The organism is Paenibacillus gyeongsangnamensis, from assembly GCF_027533625.1.
Lineage (GTDB): Bacteria > Bacillota > Bacilli > Paenibacillales > NBRC-103111 > Paenibacillus_G > Paenibacillus_G gyeongsangnamensis.
Map to the genome: position 1 here is coordinate 89,906 of NZ_JAQAGZ010000004.1, position 19,422 is coordinate 109,327.

The following is a 19,422-nucleotide window of genomic DNA, read 5'->3' on the forward strand; positions in this document are numbered from 1 at the left end:
CCGTAAGCTCATCGCTTTCTTTTCCGCCGATTTCTGTTATGATAATACAATAATTCATGCCAGGCATAGCGAAAGAAGGATTTAGGCCCATGAGCAAGCGGTTGACGGTGCAATCCATTCAGTTAATGTGCGGCCGAACCGCCTATGAAAAAGGAGCGGCCATCCAGCGGTCGGGAAAGGTGTCGCTCGGCCCGATCGATCCGGAGGCTTCTTGCGGCGAGGCCGTCGTCAAGGACAAGGGAAGCTATCACGTGAAGGTTAGCCGGGGATACGAAGGAGATGTAAACGCGGAATGCACCTGCCCTTCTCTCCCCTCTTACGATCGATTCTGCAAGCATATTGCCGCCGTCCTGATCGCTATGCTGGATAGGCAGCAGCGCGTTCACTCTGCGATTCACTCCGAACCCGACTTGCGGGAACGAGACCCGGATGATTCGGAGGATAGCCTGATTACGGCAAACGACAAGGAACTGACAAGCAGCCTGCTCGGCCTGTTCGCCGACAAACCGAATCGTCCTACCCGAGCGGACACTAGGTTCGATTCCAGGACGCTCTTGGAGGTCGAGTTTATTTGCAGGATCGTCTCCCGCGGCCGCAAGACGATATTTGCCATTGAAGCAAAGGCGGGGCCCGGCCGTCTGTATCTCATATCCAACTTGAGAGAATTTCTGGATTGCTTGTACCGGAGGGAAGCCTGCCCTTTCTCCAGACATTTTGCATACGATCCCGATCTCCACGGGTTTACCGGCCGGGACGATGCGGTCCTGCGGCATTTGCTCGAATTGAATCGGAACGAGGATACGTACCATGAAGCTACCGGATATGATGCGGGACGAGCCGGCGGGGGGCGGAGTCTTCTTGTCCCTCCTTCGTCATGGGAAACCCTCCTTCCTCTTCTGGCTGAAGCGCCGCACGTGAAGCTGGAGCATGCGGCCCGAACCTATGAATCGCTCGAAATCTCAGGCGAGCCGCTCCCGCTTCGGTTTGAGTTCGATCGTGCAGAGCCCGGGTCCTATCAAATGAGCGTCTACGGCTTGGATCAGCTGACCGTCCTGCCGGCGTACGGAGCCGTTCTCTCCGAGAACAAAGTGCTTAAGCTTCCCCCGGACAGCAGCAAGCGTCTTTTCGACCTGAAGCTCATGCTGGATGCGTCCGGCAAGCGTCAAATCGGCATTGCTCCCGGGCAAATGGAGCTTTTTATGGAAAAGGTGATCCCCGGACTAATGAAGCTGGGCACCGTTCATATCGCCGGCTCAGTTGCCGACCGGATCGTGCAGACTCCACTGAAGGCCATTCTGTATTTAGACCGGGTAAGGGACCGGCTTCTGGCAGGACTGGAATTCCGGTACGGAGCTATCCATATCAATCCGTTTGAGGGCCGAAGCCCCGAGGAACGTGGCCAAGGTCCCCTCCTTATGCGGGACGGGGAGAAGGAAAACCGGATTATGGAGCTGATGGAACAAAGCTCCTTCACGAGGACGGAAGGCGGTTATGTTCTGGACGACGAGGATGCGGAGTTCGAATTTCTGACCCAAGTCGTACCGCAGCTGGAGCAGCTGCTTGACGTTTACGCCACCTCGGCCGTAAAGTCTAGAATTCAAGGCGGCCTTATGCCCCCGAAGGTCACAGTTAACCTGAGCGAGCGCACGGATTGGCTGGAATGCCGGTTCGAGCTGGAAGGCATTCCCGAGACGGAAATACGGAAGCTGCTTCAATCCTTGGAGGAGAAGCGAAAATTTCACCGGCTGCCGAACGGGGCCCTGCTGCCGCTGGACACCGCCGAGTTTCGGGAAATCATCCGCTTCCTGAATGAAATTGGCATTCGGGGAGCGGATATCAATCACGAAGGCATCCGTGTACCTCTTGTCCGGGCGCTCCATCTGACGGAGTCCCGCGAGCAAGGACATGCGGTTCGGTTGGGCAAATCGTTCCGCAAGCTCCTGGAAAACCTCCGTCATCCGGACCATCTCGAGTTCGCTGTGCCGGACGGGCTCACTTCCGTGCTCCGTGATTACCAGGAGTACGGATTCGGCTGGATGAAGACGCTGGCGCATTACCGGTTCGGAGGCATTCTTGCAGACGATATGGGACTGGGCAAAACCTTGCAGAGCATCGCTTTTCTTCTGTCCGTCCTTCCGGAAATCCGCAGCCTGAAGCTTCCGGCTTTAATCGTCTCCCCCGCATCGCTCGTCTATAACTGGCGGAATGAACTAAAGAAATTCGCCCCGGAAATCCGGGTGCTCGTGGCGGACGGCGGCCGAACGGAGCGGAGCCGGCTGCGCAGGAAGGCCGCGGAAACGGACGTGATGATCGTCTCCTATCCCCTATTGCGCACGGATGTCGCCTGGTACTCGAAGCAGGCGTTCCATACACTCATTTTGGATGAAGCGCAGGTTTTTAAAAATCATGGCACACAGACGGCCAAGGCGGTAAAAGAGGTGACAGCCCTGCACCGGTTCGCTTTGACCGGTACTCCGGTAGAGAATCGGCTCGACGAGCTGTGGTCGATCTTTCATGCCGTCTTCCCCGAGCTGTTCCCGGACCGGCGTGCGTTCGGCGAGCTGCCGCGCGAGACGGTTGCAAGGCGAATCCGTCCTTTCCTGCTGCGCAGGCTTAAGACGGACGTGCTGAGGGAGCTGCCGGAGAAGATCGAATCGGTGCAGGCCTCGGAGATGCTGCCGGAGCAGAAGAAGCTGTATCTCGCCTATTTGGCGAAGCTGCGGAAAGAATCGCTTAAGCACTTGGACTCCGACACCTTCCATAAGAACCGGATCAAAATCTTGGCAGGCTTGACGCGTCTTCGTCAGCTCTGTTGTCATCCTGCCTTGTTCGTTGAAGGCTACCAAGGCAGCTCCGCTAAATTCGAGCAGCTGCTGGAGATGATCGAGGAGTGCCGGAGCGCCGGGAAGCGGCCGCTCGTTTTCTCGCAATTCACGGAGATGCTCGGCATCATCGGAAGGGAGCTCGGCGCTCAGGGCGTACCGTACTTTTATTTGGACGGAGATACCCCGGCGCCCGAACGTGTGGAGCTGTGCCGCCGTTTTAATGAAGGAGAACGCGATTTGTTCCTTCTCTCCTTGAAGGCTGGAGGTACCGGACTCAATCTGACGGGTGCGGACACCGTGATCCTCTATGATCTGTGGTGGAACCCCGCCGTCGAGCAGCAGGCCGCAGACCGTGCTCACCGGATAGGACAAAAGAACGTGGTGCAGGTCATTCGCCTTGTCACCCAGGGTACCGTCGAGGATAAGATGGTGGAGCTGCAGCAGCGAAAGAAGCATCTGATCGACGAAGTGATTCGTCCTGGCGAGGAGGCGTTATCCTCCTTATCCGAACAGGAGATCCGCGAGATTCTGATGATTTGAACATGATGAAGGCCTTGACCTCTGCCAAAGAGCAGGGGTCAAGGCCTTTTCCTCATAGAAGTCAGGGCGATCGACATGGCGAACCGTACCAGCCGGCTATCAGATTGTCCCCGGAATAGTCCCAAGCCTCCACCGTGCGAAAGCCGCTCAATCCTCATCGCGAGACCCGCCGAATCACTTCGTGCGCAGCTCATTCATAATGCGCCGGCCTGTCGGCGTCTGGGCCAATCCCCCGCCCGCCGTCTCTCGGAGAGCCTCGGGCATTGCCGAGCCGACCTCCAGCATAACCTGAACGACCTCGTCGGAAGGGATGACGCTCTGTACTCCCGCAAGCGCCATATCTGCTGCCGCCAGGGCGGTAACCGCACCGAAGTCGTTACGAACGATGCAGGGAATTTCCACCAAGCCTCCGACAGGATCACAGATGAGTCCGAGCGAATTTTTCAATGCGAGCCCGACGGCATGAACCGCCTGGTCCGGCGTACCGCCGCGCAGATCGACCAGCGCACCGGCAGCCATGCCGATTGCCGACCCGATCTCCGCCTGGCAGCCGCCCTCCGCGCCCGAGATAAAGGAATTGTTGGCGATCACATAACCGATGGCGCCCGCGGCAAATAAACCGTAAACGAGCATGTCGTCCTCCCACCCGAACCTTTCCTGGCAGCTGACGAATACACCGGGGATAATACCGCAGGAACCCGCCGTCGGCGTTGCGATAATGCGCCCCATGGATGCATTCACTTCGGATACGGCGAGTGCATAGCTCATCGCCAGGCTCGCGGCATCCCCCAGCGCCGGCTCCGTTCGCCCCCGGAAGCTCATGACGCGCTGCGCGTCGCGACCCGTAAGTCCGCTGCGCGAGGTCGTATCCTCCGTAAGCCCTCGGACAACGGCTTCCTTCATGATCCGGTAATAGTCGGCCATCTTCGCAAATTCCGTCCCCTGCGGTTGGCCCGACTCCTGACTCTGCTCTTCCAGCATCCACCGTCCGATGCTCGTCTGACGCGCCGACGAGCGCTCGGCAAGCTCCTTCAGACTGCGAAAATTCATGAATCTTCCCTCCTTGACGATACCATATCGAAGAGCGTTATATCCCGAATCCCGGGGAGCGCGGCAATGGCCGGCACCAGGGCACCGGACGGCGGGGTATCCAGCTCCAGCACCATCAGCGCTTCTCCGCTGCGGCTTCGCCGATCCAGCGTCATGCTGCCGATATTCTCTCGTTCGCGCTGCAGCAGCTGCGTCACCTCCGCGATCATCCCGGGAATATCCTGATGCAGGATGACCAGTGCCGGATAGAGACCCGTCATGTTCACGCGGAAGCCGTTCAACTCGGCAACCTCCATGTTGCCTCCGCCGATGGAAATGCCGGTCATGGTCAAGCGGGAGCCCTCTGCCGTAAGCAGCAGCTTTGCCGTATTGGGATGCGGAGCCAAGCCGGTTCCTTGACGGAAGCTCACATGCATTCCGGCAGACCGGGCGAGGTCGAGCGCAGACGGCAGCCTTGGATCATCTGTATCCATATCCAGCAGCCCTCCAACGATGGCCGAATCGGTGCCGTGGCCGCTGCCGGTGGCAGCGAACGAACCGTACAGCACGATCTCCGCCGACTCCGGCTGCCGGCCGAAGAGCCGGCGTGCCGCGCGGCCGATGCGGGCGGCCCCCGCCGTGTGTGAGCTGGAAGGTCCGACCATGGCCGGACCGATGATCGAGAATACATCTTTAAAACGCAACCGGCCGCCTCCTATCCGAATGTGTTGGGATTTAGGATACTATTATTGATTTACGACAAAAGAAGTGAATTTCGATCATAGTATTCCAAAAATATCCTCTTATATAATAAATTTTATAGAAATGTATGCGCTTCCGTCAAGGGGATATCTATACTATTAGGGGGTTATTTCTTGCTCAGTAGAACAATAAATGCAAGCCTGCTTTCTATCCTTCTCCTCCTCCCGGCGCTATCCGGCTGCAGCTCCGACAAGCCGGCAGTAACCAAGGAGGAGACGGCGGATCTCAGCAAGGTGGGTAATGAACCGGTTGCCTTGATTTTCAAATCCGATTTCCCGGATGACCAGGACGTGTTCAACCGTTACTACGGGGATAGAATTAAAGCCAAATTCCCCAATGTCACGATCAATTTCCTGCCGAGAATTCAAGGACAGGGGATTCAGGATCTGCTGAATGCGGGAACTTATCCGGATGTTATGTACGGCAAGCTGAACGGCATCGACGCTCTGCTGATCGATACGGATCTTGCATATGATATGTCGGAGCTGGATAAAAAATACAATTACGATATCGACCGCTTCAAACCGCAATTGATCGATGCGGTCAAGAATACGAATCCGGAAGGAAAGCTGTTCGGCCTTCCGATGCCGGACTTCGATCCGCAGGTTTTATATTACAACAAAGCGCTGTTTGACCGGTTCGGCGTTCCTTATCCGAAGGATGGCATGACCTGGGACGAGTTGTTCGACCTGGCCAAACGGATGACCCGTTCGGATGGAGGAAAGGTTTACCGGGGCTTCAGCTCGCAGCAGGGAGTGATCATGAGAGATAATCAACTCGGAATCCCGTATCTGTACCCGCACGGCGATAAAATGTTCAATGACGAGGATTGGAAGAAGCAGTTCGAGAATTTGGCGCGCTTCTACCAGATAGCGAATAATAACCGGGATACGAAGAACCGCTCGGCGGGAATCGAGTCCGACACTTTCAATAAGGGCGACGTTGCCATGCAGGTCAATCAATTGACCAAATTCCGAAACTTCCCCGATGGCCTGGATTGGGATATGGCGACGATTCCTACCTTCAAAGAAAAGCCGAACACGATGAACCAGGCCTCCTCGGCCTATTGCTTCATTACAAAGACGAGCAAAAACAAAGATGTCGCCTTCAAAGTCATTACTTACCTGCTGTCCGATGAAGTTCAAGCCGACTACGCTGCCAACCTGGCAGGCATCCCGTCCCTTAAAGCATCGGATAAAGCGGTGAAGACGTTCGGTCAAAATGTGCCCCAGCTCAAGGGTAAGCATGTGGAAGCCTCGTACAAGTACGATCTGGCTCCCGCACCTCCGCAGCGGGATAAAGGCCTGATCCGGCCCGATCCGAACAAGATCGGCAATGCGATAAACAACGCTTTCCTTAAAGTCGTCATTGACGGCGTGGACATCAATACGGCATTGAGGCAAGCCGGGGAAGACATCGGCAAAGCGATCGACGAGAAGCGCAAATAAACGTTGCAAGACCTGTTACCATGAGCTGAAGAGAAAGAGAGGTTCGTTGAACCAGAGAATACATCTCTAATTTTTACGTTAACCGATGGATGGAAGCACAATTTCCTCGGTTACGTTCGGAGGTTCCGGGAGCAGTTTGCCGCTTGCGTGGCGTCTTAAGCTTTGCCGATCTGCAAATACGAGCCCGGCTTGGGATATTATCCCTTGCCGGGCTCTATTTTTTCACGGAACGTTACGTTGACTCATCCAACAAGAAGTGCTAAAATCCAAACTATTCAAAGGGATTTCATCAAGAATGGAGGGGTTTGCGTGCTGCGGTCGCCGGGTTATCGTCGTGAGTGGGTTATCATGGTTTGGCTTGTCGTAGCCTTCGTCCTCTTCCCGCTCACCCCTCCCATTTCTCAGCAAATCAGCTTCGATGAACCGACTCTGGGCCAGTCCAATGAAACGCTCGTATGCATGCGTCTGGAGCCAAGCGAAGCGTGTAAATGGTTTCCTCCTCCGAAAGCTCCCGTACTGGGGGAAGATCACATTCTTGAACGCTTGTATATCCCCTGGATAATCATCTATTTATGCTTCCTCCTATCCAAAATTCCCAAGCTGCTGAAACGGAGCCTCTTGGCACCGCTCAAATTCACGTCGATGTACGTGATTGCCTCTTCTTGACCTTAACCAATCAAGAGTTCTAAGAAGAGGAGATTCGTTATGACTAATCCATTACAATTGAATGAACATATACCGTCACAGCATCAAAAAGAAACCCGCACGAAGCTGCTTCGCCGATTTTTCTTTATGCTGATGGGATCGCTTCTGTTTTCCGTCGGCCTGGATATTTTTCTTGTTCCGAATCATATCATTGACGGCGGCATCGTAGGTATTTCCATCATCCTGTCGCACTTGCTGCATGTACCGCTCGGCATCTTTCTCGTGCTGCTCAATCTGCCCTTCCTTCTGATCGGTTATAAACAGATCGGTAAAACGTTCGCCGTCTCGACCCTGTTCTCGGTACTCATCATGTCCATCGGGAGCACGCTGCTTCACCCCATCGATCCGATTACGATCGATCCGCTGCTGGCGGCGGTGTTCGGCGGCATCATTCTCGGCATCGGCGTCGGGCTGGTTATTCGTTCAGGCGGTTCGCTGGACGGTACAGAAATTGTGGCGATTCTCTTCAGCAAGCGAACGCCGTTCTCCGTCGGCGAAATTGTCATGTTCTTCAATTTATTCATCCTGAGCAGCGCCGGGTTCGTCTTCGGCTGGGATCATGCCATGTATTCGCTCATTGCGTATTACATCGCCTTCAAAATGATCGACATCACGATCGAGGGTCTCGATCAATCGAAGTCCGTATGGATCATCAGCGACGAATCCGATAAAATCGGCGACGCTATCACCTACCGGCTTGGCCGGGGCGTCACATACCTGAACGGGGAAGGTGCCTTCAGCGGAGAAAATAAAAAAGTCATCTTCAGCGTCATTACGCGGCTGGAGGAAGCGAAGCTCAAATCGATCGTCGATGAGCACGATCCGAGCGCCTTTCTTGCGATCGGCAATATTCATGATGTAAAAGGCGGAAGATTCAAGAAGAAAGACATTCACTGAACGGAAACATCGCCACCCCGGCGCCGGAAGGCGCTCGGGTGGTTTTTTTGTTCCCGGGCGAAGCGCTCAGCTGTCGAATTATTGCTGTCCTATTTCCTCTATATTATCAGGAGCGTCTGAGGGGTTTATAATAGGGAGAAGCCGGAGGAGGGAACGACAGATGGACGATACGCTGCTTCAATCTGTATACGATACGATTCTAACGCGGGATACAAGATATGACGGACAATATTACGTCGGCATCGTAACGACGGGCATCTTCTGCAGGCCTTCCTGCAGGTCCCGTCTTCCGAAACCGGAGAACGTCCGGGTGTACGGCAGCATCGCAGAGGCGCAGGAGGCGGGATTCCGTCCTTGCAAGCGGTGCCGTCCCGAAGCCCCCGGCAAGAACGGTCCCGATGCGGAGCTCGTACAGGCGGTCACCGGGCTGATCGCAGCCCGCTACTCCGAGCCGTTGACCCTTAATACAATCGCTGCGGAGCTGAAGATGAGCCCCTACCACCTGCAGCGTCTGTTCAAGCGGACGACCGGGACGACGCCCTCGAAGCGGCTGGTGCTCACCCGTCTCGAGGAAGCGAAACGGCAGCTCGCCGGGGAGGAACTCGCCATCGCGGACATTGCCGCAGCCGTCGGATTTCGCAGCGCTTCCCACTTTTCTTCCGTGTTTCAGAAATCCGTAGGCTGCACGCCGAACGAATATCGGCTGCACAGCAGGCAGGAGGTAACCTAAATCATGGATCACCGTATCACCGAAATTTACTGGAGCCGCTTCGAGCATGCGCTGTTTCTGGAGCGCCCGCTCTACGTTGCGGCAACAAGCCGGGGGTTATGCCGCATTACGTGGCCGAGCGAAACCTTCGATACTTTAAGCCGTTGGTCCTCTAAAGAAATTCCCGGCGCCCTGCTGATTGAAGCGCCCGAGCGCATGGCGGACATCCTCCGGCAGCTGCAGGAATATTGCGAAGGCTCGCGCCAAGCCTTCACGCTCCCTTTGGATATGAGGGGGACCACCTTCCAGCAGTCGGTCTGGCAGGCGTTGACGCAAATCCCGTACGGGAAAACCCGAAGCTATTCGGACATCGCCGAGGCTGTCGGACGTCCTGCCGCAGTGAGAGCGGTAGGAACGGCCAACGGCGCGAATCCGATCCCCATCGTCGTTCCGTGTCACCGCGTCATTGGCAAGAATGCCGCGCTGACCGGCTTCCGGGGCGGACTGCAGGCGAAGGAAGATCTGCTTCAGCTGGAGGGTTTCCATGGTTATACCGCCAAGGGACATGCCCGATTCCAATTCTAATACCGCGGCGTCCAGCGTAACGATCCCCTTGCCGGAACCGTTCAGTTATCGCGAAGCACTCATCTATTTGAGCCGCTCACCCCAAGAATGCTTGCATGCCGTAGAGGGAAGCCGCGTGATGAAGCTGTTGGAAATCGAGGGCAAAGCTCGGCTAATCGAAATCCGTGAAGCCGCCGGCAGCTCCTCCCTTGAGCTTGTGTTCGCCGACGGTTTGCCCGGGTCCCGCGGGGCGTGCGAAGCGGCTGCGGATTACGTAACGGAATGGCTCGATTTGAACCGGGATATGACTCCCTTTTACCGGCTGGCCGAGAAGGATTCCATCCTGGGAAAGCTCGCCTCGGATTACCGCGGCCTGAGGATCGCCGGGATCCCGGACCTATTCGAGGCATTGGTTTGGGCGGTCATTGGACAGCAAATTAATCTGGCGTTCGCCTATACACTGAAGAAGCGGTTTGTCGCCGCCTACGGCAAGCGGGCGGACTGGCAGGACCGCAACTACTGGCTGTTTCCGAAGCCCAGCGATCTAACCGGTGCTGCCGCGGGCGATCTGCAGCAGCTCCAGTTTACAGGCAAGAAGGCGGAAACCGTGTTGCGCCTGGCGCAGCTCATGGACAGCGGAGCGATAAGTAAATCCGGCCTCCTGGCGCTTGGGGATTTTCAGGAGGCCGAGCGCCAGCTGACCGCCATTCCCGGCATCGGACCGTGGACGGCCAATTATGTGCGGATGCGCTGCTTGCGCGATCCGTCCGCTTTTCCGATCGGCGATGCCGCTCTGCACAATGCGCTCAAGCTTCTGCTGAAGCAAGATAGCAAGCCTGCGGAAGCGGAAATCCGGCAGCTGTTTACGCCATGGAGTGGCTGGGAGGCTTATGCCGTATTTTATTTATGGCGAACCCTATCGCCGGCGCCTCCGGGACCCGAGCGGTAAGCGGTTTAAGACTTCCCCTTTGATGTTCTCTTCCTTTCTTTGGTATAATTAGGGCTGCGTACAACCCGATTATAGGAGAATGGACGAATGGACATTATTGAAATTGTTACCGATTTGATTGACGAAGATAAAGACCAGCCCCGGGTGCAGTTCGACGAAGAATCGTTGGAGGAGCTGGTGCAAAGCATCCAGGAGCTCGGGCTGCTCTCTCCGATTAAAGTCCGTACGACGCCGGACGGCCGTTATAAAATCATCTACGGCAACCGCCGGTACAAAGCCTGCAAAGCACTCGGCCGCCCGACGATTCCATGCATCGTTTCCACCGTGACGGACGAGGTTGAAATATACCTGGAGCAGATCGCGGAGAACCTCACGAGAGCCGGGTTTACCCCGATCGAGGAAGGGGAAGCTTTTCATAAGCTGCTTCACGATGCCAAGTTCAGCAGCTCGACCAAGTACCTTGCCAGCAAGCTCGGCAAACCGGAGTCGTACATCAAGAACAAATGCGAGCTCCTGAAATTCGGAGCGGCGGTGAAGAAGCTCGTCATCAGCGGGACGGAAATCAAGAAGGACAAGCTGACGGAAGACCAACTGCTGCCGATCAAGGATCTGCCCATCGAGCACCGCGACCCGCTGGCGCTCATTATCGCCCGGGACGAGCTGCCTGTAAGCGATGTGAAGAAAATCGCAAAGCTGTTCAAATCGAAGGAGCTCTCCGATAGCACTAAGAGCAAGCTGCTGTACAAGACCGGGCAAGGACTCCTGGAAACCTGGTCCGTGCAGGAAAGCAACAAGGCCGAGCGTGCGAAGGCGGCCGAAGCGAAGGCCGCGGCTTCCAAGGCGGCTGAAGAAAGTCCTGCGGCGGTGGCGGGCACGAACAAGGCTGAGGCCGCGCCAAGCCTGCTGTCGGCACCGGCAGCGATGGCTGCGGCACAGGCTGAGCCGAACCCGGCTGGAGCGCCAGCGGCGACGGCGGCAGCGATGGCCGAGGCCGCTCCCATCGAGCTTTGCCTGCAGCAGCTCGCTGCCTCGCTTGCTCCGCACTCTCCCTTGACAGCTGATACGATTGCTTCGTACGAACAGCTCGCTCCGGAAGCCAAGAAAGCGTTCCGGACAGAAGTAGACCAGCTTCTCCGAACCTTGGAGCTCCACCTGAACGGCTGGAGAACGGTACGGGAAGCTTTGAAACCAAGATAAACGGCTATGCCGTCCTTGTCTTACAAGGACCAGCGCGTTTATCAAGGTTGATGCGAAGCTATAAGCCCGCGAAAAACTTATAAATTCTTATCAACTAAACAAGAACAAGCAGGCTGAGCGTTGGACGCCGCCTGCTTGTTTTTTTTCTGATTTCGCCTATAAAAATACCCCTTCAAGTAAACTTTTAGCGCTCGGATGAAGCACTTGTTTACTTAAAGGGGATTTTTACCATGTTATACCTTCTTGCTGCCCCTCTTACTGGTTCTCAAGCAGCGATTTGCCCGCGATACCCGGATGCGTCATCTCGTAAGGGTTAAGAATAACATCGAGCTCTTCCTCGGACAATACGTTATGCTCCAGGCACAGCTCTCTCACCGAACGCCCGGACAAGATCGCTTCGCGGGCGATCCGTGCCGCTGTCTCGTAGCCCAGGTGGGGGTTGAGTGCCGTGATGATGCCGACGCTGTTGTCCACATATTGCTTGCAGCGGTCGATATTAGCCTGGATGCCTTCCACGCAATACTTGCGGAATACCTGGAACGCCTGATTCATCATGCTGAGCGATTGAAGCAGGTTGAAGAAGAGCACGGGCTCCATTACGTTTAGCTCCAACTGACCCGCTTCGGAAGCGAGGCAGATCGTATGATCGTTGCCGATGACCTGGAACGCCACCTGGTTAATCACTTCGGCCATCACCGGGTTCACTTTGCCCGGCATGATGGACGAGCCCGGCTGGCGCGACGGCAGGTTGATCTCGCCGAAGCCCGAACGCGGACCGGAGGCCATGAGGCGCAGGTCGTTGGCGATTTTGGAACAGTTCATCATGCACACCTTCAGTGCCGCGGAGACTTCCGTATACACATCCGTGTTCTGTGTAGCGTCCACCAGATGCTCGGCGCCTACGATCGGGTAGCCGCTCTCTTCCGCAAGCAGCTGCACCACCCGCTCGATGTAGCGGGGATCGGCGTTGAGACCGGTGCCTACCGCCGTAGCGCCCATGTTGACTTCATACAGATGCTCGCGCGTTCTGGAGATCCGTTCACGGTCGCGTCTCAGAACGCGGACGTACGCTTCAAACTCTTGGCCGAGCCGGATCGGAACGGCATCTTGCAGGTGGGTGCGTCCCATCTTGATCACGGCGTCGAATTCCACCGCTTTCGCATGGAACGCGCCGATCAGCTCGTCGAGCGTCGTGAGCAGCTGGCCCAGCAAAGACAGGGCCGCGATATGCATCGCCGTCGGGAAGGCGTCGTTGGTCGATTGGCCTTTATTGACGTGCGTGTTCGGACTAAGCGAGAAGTAATCGCCCTTCTGACCTCCCATCAGCTCAAGCGCCCGGTTCGCAATGACCTCATTCGCATTCATATTGATGGAAGTGCCGGCGCTGCCTTGGATCGGATCGACGATGAACTGCTCATGCCAGCGTCCTTCGATGATTTCGTCTGCGGCTTGGACAATGGCCTCGCCCAGCTCCGGAGGCAGCTGCCGCGTATCCACATTGGCGCGGGCAGCGCATTTCTTCACGATGGCAAGTGCGCGGATCAGCTCCGAATGAATACGGTACCCGGTTATGGGGAAATTTTCTGCCGCACGCAGCGTCTGGATCCCGTAATAGGCGTCCTTCGGAATCTCTTTGCTCCCCAGAAAATCTTTCTCCAGCCGGAATTCACTTTGAACTTCTGCTTGTTGGCTCATGCACTTGCGGCTCCTTTGTCGACCGAATGATTATTAATGTGTTCAATATACAGCTTACCTTTGGCAGGATCGTAGTTTCCTTCCCACTTCGACATCACGACGGCTGCGAGCGAGTTGCCGAGCACGTTGACCGCCGTACGAGCCATATCCAGAATCCGGTCGATGCCGACGATGAACATCAGCCCTTCGACGGGAATGTTTACGGAACCCAGTGTGGCCAGAAGCACGACGAACGAAACGCCGGGCACGCCTGCAATCCCTTTGGACGTCAGCATCAGGACCAGCATCAGCGTAATTTGCGAGCCGATCGGCATATGAATTCCGTACATCTGGGCGATGAACAGCGCGGCAAGCGCCTGATACAACGTCGAGCCGTCCAGATTGAACGAATAGCCCGACGGGATAACGAACGACGCTACCGACTTCGGAACCCCGAATTTCTCCATCTTCTCCATCACTTTAGGCAGAACGGATTCCGAGCTGGCCGTGGAGAAGGCAAGGATCAGCTCTTCCTTTAATATTTTCATCAGCTTAAAAATACTTGTACCGGCCATTTTCGCGATCAAGCCCAGCACGATAATGACGAAGAAGAGCATCGCGCCGTATACGGACAAGATCAGCTTTCCGAGCGGAATAAGCGAGCTAACACCGAACTTCGATACCGTCACGCCGATCAGGGCGAAGACGCCGAACGGCGAGAATTTCATGACCTGGTTCGTTACCCAGAACATGGCGTCCGATACGCCTTGGAAAAATCTCAGCACCGGCTTCCCTTTCTCCCCGATTGCCGCAATTCCGAGGCCGAACAACACGGAGAAGAAAATGATCGCCAGCATATCGCCTTTCATGATGGATTCGAAAATATTCGTCGGTACGATATGCACAAACGTATCCAGCAGGCCTTGGCTCTTCGCGGTTTCCGACGTTTGCACATATTTGGAAATGTCGGATTTCACGAGATGTTCCATATTGACGCCGGTTCCAGGATGAATCACATTCGCGAACAGCAATCCGACAACAATGGCGATAAGCGTAACTACTTCAAAATAGAGCAGCGTCTTCCCGCCCAATTTGCCCAGCTTCTTGATATCTCCCACGCCCGCGACGCCGACGATCAGCGTGGAGATCACGATAGGAACGACAATCATCTTAATCAGACGCATAAATACATCGCCGATAGGCTGAAGATAAGTACTAATGGCAGGATTGCCGTAGAATGCCGCGCCAAGCGCGATCCCGAGTACAAGTCCGATGACGATCTGCACGGCCAGTCCCATTTTTTTCATAAGATATCACTCCTCTAGATGAAAACGCTTTAGTATTGTACTAAGCATTTGCTGTTTCTAGAGGATAACCCGGACACTAACGAAAACTACGGAATTCTACAAGCCTGCATTTAAAAAATTGAACAAGTCGCGGCCCGGAGGCGGGTCTGCCGGTTATGGCGCCCTTCCCTGGCGCGATTCGTAATACAGCATTTGAAGGAATTTCTTGATATTGATCCGCGGTGAGGCTCCTTCGGCGCTACCCGGATCTTCCAGCTCCAGCATGCGCCTGCGCACTTCTGCAAAATCGAAAAAGCGGGACGCATACGTTTCGAACACCGGATGATTGTAATCCGTCAGACCAAGGGAAGCAAGGTGGGTTAACGCTTGAAGAATCGCTCTTCGGACCCGCTGCTCCGACGCCTTCACTTCCTTCTGAAGGGCGGCCGGTTCCGCGGCCGGGCCGAGTCTCGCCGCAGCGGCGCGCTCCGAAATATCCTTCAGAAGCGGAAAATCGAGACCGAACGGCGCCTCCCTTTCCATCTCGGCGGCCGCCTGCAGCATATCCAGCAGATCGCGGCTCCCCGGCTCCCCGATCATTCCCAGCTGACTCAGATGAACCCGCCCGGCGGCCTTAATGCCCTCCCGGATCGCAGGCACCGGCGGCGCGGCAGGCTGCTTCAGCCCCTCCGTCTCGCCCATAAGCCCGCTTAACGACTTGCGGATGTTGTCGATCGACCGTTCCATCTTGAGCCGCTCGATCACCTTGCGGATGACCGATAGCACCTCCAGCCGGTTAATCGGCTTCGTAATGTAGTATTCCACTCCAAGCGCATAAGCTTCAGCGATCATCTCTTTGGACTCGACCTGAGAAAGCATGATAATCTTGCCCGGGAAAGCGCCGCCCAGACTACGGACCGTTTCGATCCCGTCGCGAACGGGCATGAGCAGGTCGATCATCAAGATGTCCACCTTCTGTACGTTCAACAGATCGCTGTCGATCCGATCGCCGTCGTCCGCGGTACCTGCCAGCGTGCCCAGCTCTTCATCTTCAATCAAGTCCGAAAGCATGCGCCGAATCGCCCGATCGTCATCCGCTACGAAGAAACGCATCCCTTCACTTCCTTTCCTTCAGTCCCGCGGCAGGCAAAACGACGGTGAAGACCGCCCCTTTCCCGCCAGGCCCCGGTTCCACGGATATCGAGCCACCGAGCTCTCCGGCGATCTGCTCCACATAGGAAAGACCGATGCCGGTGGAAGGCTGTCCCGAGTTATCGTATTTCGTCGTAAAGCCCGGGTCAAAAATGACATCCGCATACTTGGCGGCGATGCCGGGTCCGTCGTCCCTCGTTCGAAGCACGAGGCTTTCCCCGTCTTGCACGGCTTCAACGGTCACCGTGCCGGACTTCGGGATCGCTTCAATGGCATTCGCCACCAAGTTGTTCAGGATGGACAGCACGGCATACATCGGAACGGACACTTCCGTATCCGAAACGAATCGGAGCTGCACTTCCTTGCCAATCGCCTCGGCATAATTGCGGTTCGCTTGAATCATAATGGCTCCCAGCTCGCTGATGCCCATATACTCCCCCAGCTTTTCATCCGAGATCAGCTTGGATAAGCCCGCCGCGATGCGCTGATTATCCTTCTTGATATCGTGCACCTGTCCGGCAATCCGCAGCATCCGGGAAGACCAGTCCGCCAGCTTCGGGTCGGCCGCCTCGTTCTTGAGCTCGCGGTACAGCTCGTAGCATGCCTCCGTAATGCGTTCCGCATTCCGGAGCGTTTTTCGTAGATGAACGGAATCCTGATATAAGCTGCTGACGAGCATTAGCATTTGCTCATTGCGACGCCTTTGCTCCGTCTCCGCCCATTTGACCTGATACAGCAGAATCAGATTATAGAATCCAAGCACGAAAAAGCTTCGGATAACCGCGATGACCGCCACTTCCACCCAGTACGAGGAAGAGAAAAGAACGGCCCTCGGATCGGTTCGGAAGGATATTTCCGCAAAGCTTGCCCCGAGCTCCGCAAGTACGGCCAGACCGCCGATCAGCAGCGGTTTGTCATGCATATGAGGGATCCGTAGAACCGAGAACAATATGGCGTAGACGAAGTAATACATAAATGCCGGGCCATGGTGCGACAGCGCCGAGGACCAATCGACGCCGGCCGAGAAGCTTGTTTCAAGACCAGCCCGATACAAGGTCACGCACAAGCCTGTGGCGAGACCCGACCCGATGGGATGGATCTTGTCCAGCAGCAGCAGGAAGAAGAAAAATACCGGCGTCCCGAGACTCATGCGGAAATCGACCGGGAACGGGTAAAATTTCACCTCTCCCGCCAAAGGGACCGCTACAAGCATGAAACTAAACAGCAAGGCATTGGTCCGCATGGACAGGAAAGCGGGTAAGCGCTTCATATCAGGTTCCTTTCCTGTAAGCTTCGCCACTCCAACGAGTTTACCACTCTTGATATCAATGAGCAATATTGAACAAAGGTCAATCACAGTGGCCCGGGCCTGGAGTAAGAATCCTTGCTTCACTTCCTCCGGTCAACCGCGTTCATCGGAAGCTGCGGCCAAAAAAGCCGCGGCCCGTTCAACCGGGATTGCGGCTTCTTTCTAATGGTCATGCGGATGCTCGCTTCCATGCTCATCGACGTAAGTCACGGATAGTTCCGCGTACAGTACGCCCTTCTGCACCTGGATTTTCTGATGAAGCTCTCTTAACCGGCTCAGAATGCCTCGAACGACAATGATTTCCAGACATTGATCATGATTGAGATGGACGTGCATCGTCGAGTTGATATGATGATGATAATTATGCTGAAGCTCCATTAAGGTTAAGGGCAAATCGCTGACATGATGGTCGTACACCATAACGATGGTACCCGCCACCGTTTGCTCGGATTTGAGCCGGCCGGGATCCAGCATCGCCTTGCGGACCAAATCGCGTATGGCCTCGGACCGGTTCGTATAGCCTTGATCGGCGATATACTGATCGAACTGCTTGACCAGCTCCTCCGGCATCGAGACGCCGAATCGGGATAATGTGTCTTTGTCCAAACCTGTCACCTCGGGGAAGGAATGCCTGTTTGACCCCATTGTAGCACAGGCGGTTAAAGGATGCATCCGGGCAAAAATCGTGTTACGTATTTACTAATGAATAACACGATGGTATCATAAAATGGACACACGGAACGGTTCAATTTGGTTCGGTTCGGTTCAAGGAGGAAGAGTCGTCATGTGGAAGGAATTATGGAACACCAGATCATCCTGGATCGGCTATGCAGGCTTCGTTATCGTATTGCATGTCGCAGGTTTAGCGGGATTGATCATGGCCGCCCCGGGCAATCCGGCGTTCTGGGGACTCGGCATCCTGGCTTATTCGCTGGGGCTGAGACACGCTTTCGATGTCGATCATATTGCGGCCATCGACAACACGGTGCGCAAGTTGGTCCAGCAGAAGCGGAATCCGCTGGGCGTAGGCTTTTATTTCTCTCTGGGTCACTCTTCGGTCGTGTTCCTGATGGTGCTCGCGGTCGCGCTTTCCGTTCAATGGGTTCAGAACAAGATGCCTCAGCTCCAGGAAATCGGCGGTGTGATCGGAGCTACCGTATCCGGCAGTTTTCTTGTCATCATCGGGATCATCAATTTGATGGTGCTGATCCAATTGTACCAGCTTTTCCGCAAGCTGAAGTCCGGAGCCTTCCATAGCGACGAGCTCGAGACGCTTCTGAATTCGAGAGGCTTGATCGCCCGCATGATATCGCCGCTGCTCAAGTTCATCAGCCGAAGCTGGCATGTATATCCGCTAGGCTTCTTGTTCGGCCTCGGCTTCGATACGGCAACCGAAGTCGGGCTGCTCGCGATTTCGGCCGGCGCGGCCAAGAACTCGATCTCCGTCTTCGGCATCCTGTCCCTTCCGCTTCTGTTCGCCGCCGGCATGAGCCTGATGGACACGGCCGACGGCATGTTCATGACGAAGGCGTACCGTTGGGCCTTCTCCACCCCGCTGCGCAAAATTTATTACAACGTCACCGTCACGGCTATATCGGTCGTTGCGGCGCTGCTCATCGGAGTTGTGGAGCTGCTCCAGGTGCTGAGCGAGCGGTTGCAGCTGCAGAACGGATTTTTCCAATGGGTTCAACACTTGGATTTCGGAAGCCTCGGGTTTGCGCTTGTCGGATTATTCCTGGCGGCCTGGATTATATCGGTGACGGTTTGGAAGGTATGGAAGGTGGAAGAGCGCTACAATGTGATGTAATGCGGAAGCCATACGCCGAGCCGCATAGGAAGCCTTATTCAAAGTGGAAAGCCCCGCAAGGACGCGTTTATCGTCCTGCGGGGCTTTCTTTTGTTCACTTGCCAAGGAAAGCGTTCAGCATCCATACATGCTTCTCCAGACCCGCATGAATGCCGAGCAGCAAATCCCCCGTCGTCTCATCCTGCGCTGCCGCAGCCGCCTGCATCCCGGCCTTAAGCTCGGCGGTCAGCCGTACGAAATCGCTCACGATCGTCCCGACCATTTGTTGAGCCGATTCGCCGCCGCTTGCATCACTTACGGAGGCTTCTTCGAGGACGCCGCTCAGGGTAGCCACCGGCTTACCTCCCAGCGCCAGCAGTCGTTCCGCCAGCGCATCCACGTGGAGCGACGCCTCGGTGTAGAGCTCTTCGAACTTCATATGAAGCGTGAAGAACGGCTCGCCCTTCACATACCAATGATAATGATGCAGCTTCATATACAGGACGGACCAATTGGCAATTTGGCGATTTAAAATGTCGTGCAGTGAAGTCTTCATTGTCGATGCATTCATTCTCGATCTCCTCCTTAGT

At 55.6% G+C, this 19,422-nt stretch carries 17 protein-coding genes; 9 read left to right on the top strand and 8 right to left on the bottom strand.

Going from position 1 to position 19,422, the window contains the following annotated elements; all coding sequences use genetic code 11:
• Positions 1–89 precede the first annotated feature (89 nt).
• Complete coding sequence (locus O9H85_RS07130) at positions 90–3,365, top strand: DEAD/DEAH box helicase (RefSeq protein ID WP_269880617.1); 3,276 nt, start codon at positions 90–92, stop codon at positions 3,363–3,365.
• 174 nt (positions 3,366–3,539) lie between these two features.
• On the opposite strand, the gene sdaAA is transcribed toward O9H85_RS07130, so the two are convergent.
• Entirely contained in the window at positions 3,540–4,415 is an 876-nt protein-coding gene (sdaAA, locus tag O9H85_RS07135; protein WP_269880618.1) for an L-serine ammonia-lyase, iron-sulfur-dependent, subunit alpha, read from the bottom strand.
• On the bottom strand, positions 4,412–5,098 hold the full coding sequence (sdaAB, locus tag O9H85_RS07140) for an L-serine ammonia-lyase, iron-sulfur-dependent subunit beta (protein ID WP_269880619.1): 687 nt from the start codon (positions 5,096–5,098) through the stop codon (positions 4,412–4,414). Before sdaAB ends, sdaAA begins: the two co-directional genes overlap by 4 nt.
• A gap of 171 nt (positions 5,099–5,269) precedes the next feature.
• Here sdaAB and O9H85_RS07145 point away from each other — a divergent pair, with 171 nt between their 5' ends.
• The 7 genes from O9H85_RS07145 (at position 5,270) to O9H85_RS07175 (ending at position 11,625) form a co-directional block, all read left to right on the top strand.
• The gene (locus tag O9H85_RS07145) at positions 5,270–6,604 is read left to right on the top strand and encodes an ABC transporter substrate-binding protein (RefSeq protein WP_269880620.1); all 1,335 of its coding nucleotides are present in this window, start codon (positions 5,270–5,272) and stop codon (positions 6,602–6,604) included.
• A gap of 309 nt (positions 6,605–6,913) precedes the next feature.
• The gene (locus tag O9H85_RS07150; RefSeq protein ID WP_269880621.1) at positions 6,914–7,270 is read left to right on the top strand and encodes a hypothetical protein; all 357 of its coding nucleotides are present in this window, start codon (positions 6,914–6,916) and stop codon (positions 7,268–7,270) included.
• Positions 7,271–7,396: 126 nt separating this feature from the next.
• Positions 7,397–8,206 (top strand): YitT family protein, encoded by an 810-nt coding sequence (locus O9H85_RS07155; RefSeq protein ID WP_269880940.1) that lies wholly within the window; start codon positions 7,397–7,399, stop codon positions 8,204–8,206.
• A 160-nt stretch (positions 8,207–8,366) separates the two neighbouring features.
• Positions 8,367–8,936, top strand: a complete 570-nt coding sequence (locus O9H85_RS07160) for a bifunctional transcriptional activator/DNA repair enzyme AdaA (RefSeq protein ID WP_269880622.1) — start codon at positions 8,367–8,369, stop codon at positions 8,934–8,936.
• A gap of 3 nt (positions 8,937–8,939) precedes the next feature.
• Positions 8,940–9,500 (top strand): methylated-DNA--[protein]-cysteine S-methyltransferase, encoded by a 561-nt coding sequence (locus O9H85_RS07165; protein ID WP_269880623.1) that lies wholly within the window; start codon positions 8,940–8,942, stop codon positions 9,498–9,500.
• Positions 9,460–10,428 (top strand): DNA-3-methyladenine glycosylase 2, encoded by a 969-nt coding sequence (locus tag O9H85_RS07170; protein ID WP_269880624.1) that lies wholly within the window; start codon positions 9,460–9,462, stop codon positions 10,426–10,428. Before O9H85_RS07165 ends, O9H85_RS07170 begins: the two co-directional genes overlap by 41 nt.
• Before the next feature lie 87 nt (positions 10,429–10,515).
• A complete protein-coding gene (locus O9H85_RS07175) occupies positions 10,516–11,625 on the top strand; it encodes a ParB/RepB/Spo0J family partition protein (protein ID WP_269880625.1) in 1,110 nt (369 codons plus the stop codon).
• Between the two features lie 255 nt (positions 11,626–11,880).
• On the opposite strand, the gene aspA is transcribed toward O9H85_RS07175, so the two are convergent.
• The 5 genes from aspA to nikR form a co-directional block, all read right to left on the bottom strand.
• Complete coding sequence (gene aspA, locus O9H85_RS07180) at positions 11,881–13,320, bottom strand: aspartate ammonia-lyase (protein WP_269880627.1); 1,440 nt, start codon at positions 13,318–13,320, stop codon at positions 11,881–11,883.
• Positions 13,317–14,606, bottom strand: a complete 1,290-nt coding sequence (locus tag O9H85_RS07185; protein WP_269880628.1) for a cation:dicarboxylate symporter family transporter — start codon at positions 14,604–14,606, stop codon at positions 13,317–13,319. The genes aspA and O9H85_RS07185 overlap by 4 nt, the downstream gene beginning before the upstream one ends.
• A gap of 153 nt (positions 14,607–14,759) precedes the next feature.
• Positions 14,760–15,698 (bottom strand): response regulator, encoded by a 939-nt coding sequence (locus tag O9H85_RS07190; protein ID WP_269880629.1) that lies wholly within the window; start codon positions 15,696–15,698, stop codon positions 14,760–14,762.
• A 4-nt stretch (positions 15,699–15,702) separates the two neighbouring features.
• Positions 15,703–17,007, bottom strand: coding sequence for a sensor histidine kinase (locus tag O9H85_RS07195; protein WP_269880630.1), 1,305 nt, complete (start codon positions 17,005–17,007; stop codon positions 15,703–15,705).
• Between the two features lie 201 nt (positions 17,008–17,208).
• Positions 17,209–17,691, bottom strand: a complete 483-nt coding sequence (gene nikR, locus O9H85_RS07200; protein ID WP_409348115.1) for a nickel-responsive transcriptional regulator NikR — start codon at positions 17,689–17,691, stop codon at positions 17,209–17,211.
• Between the two features lie 139 nt (positions 17,692–17,830).
• Here nikR and O9H85_RS07205 point away from each other — a divergent pair, with 139 nt between their 5' ends.
• The gene (locus tag O9H85_RS07205; protein WP_269880632.1) at positions 17,831–18,853 is read left to right on the top strand and encodes a HoxN/HupN/NixA family nickel/cobalt transporter; all 1,023 of its coding nucleotides are present in this window, start codon (positions 17,831–17,833) and stop codon (positions 18,851–18,853) included.
• A gap of 94 nt (positions 18,854–18,947) precedes the next feature.
• Here O9H85_RS07205 and O9H85_RS07210 read toward each other — a convergent pair whose 3' ends face one another.
• Positions 18,948–19,388, bottom strand: a complete 441-nt coding sequence (locus O9H85_RS07210) for a Dps family protein (protein WP_269880941.1) — start codon at positions 19,386–19,388, stop codon at positions 18,948–18,950.
• Between the last annotated feature and the right edge of the window lie 34 nt (positions 19,389–19,422).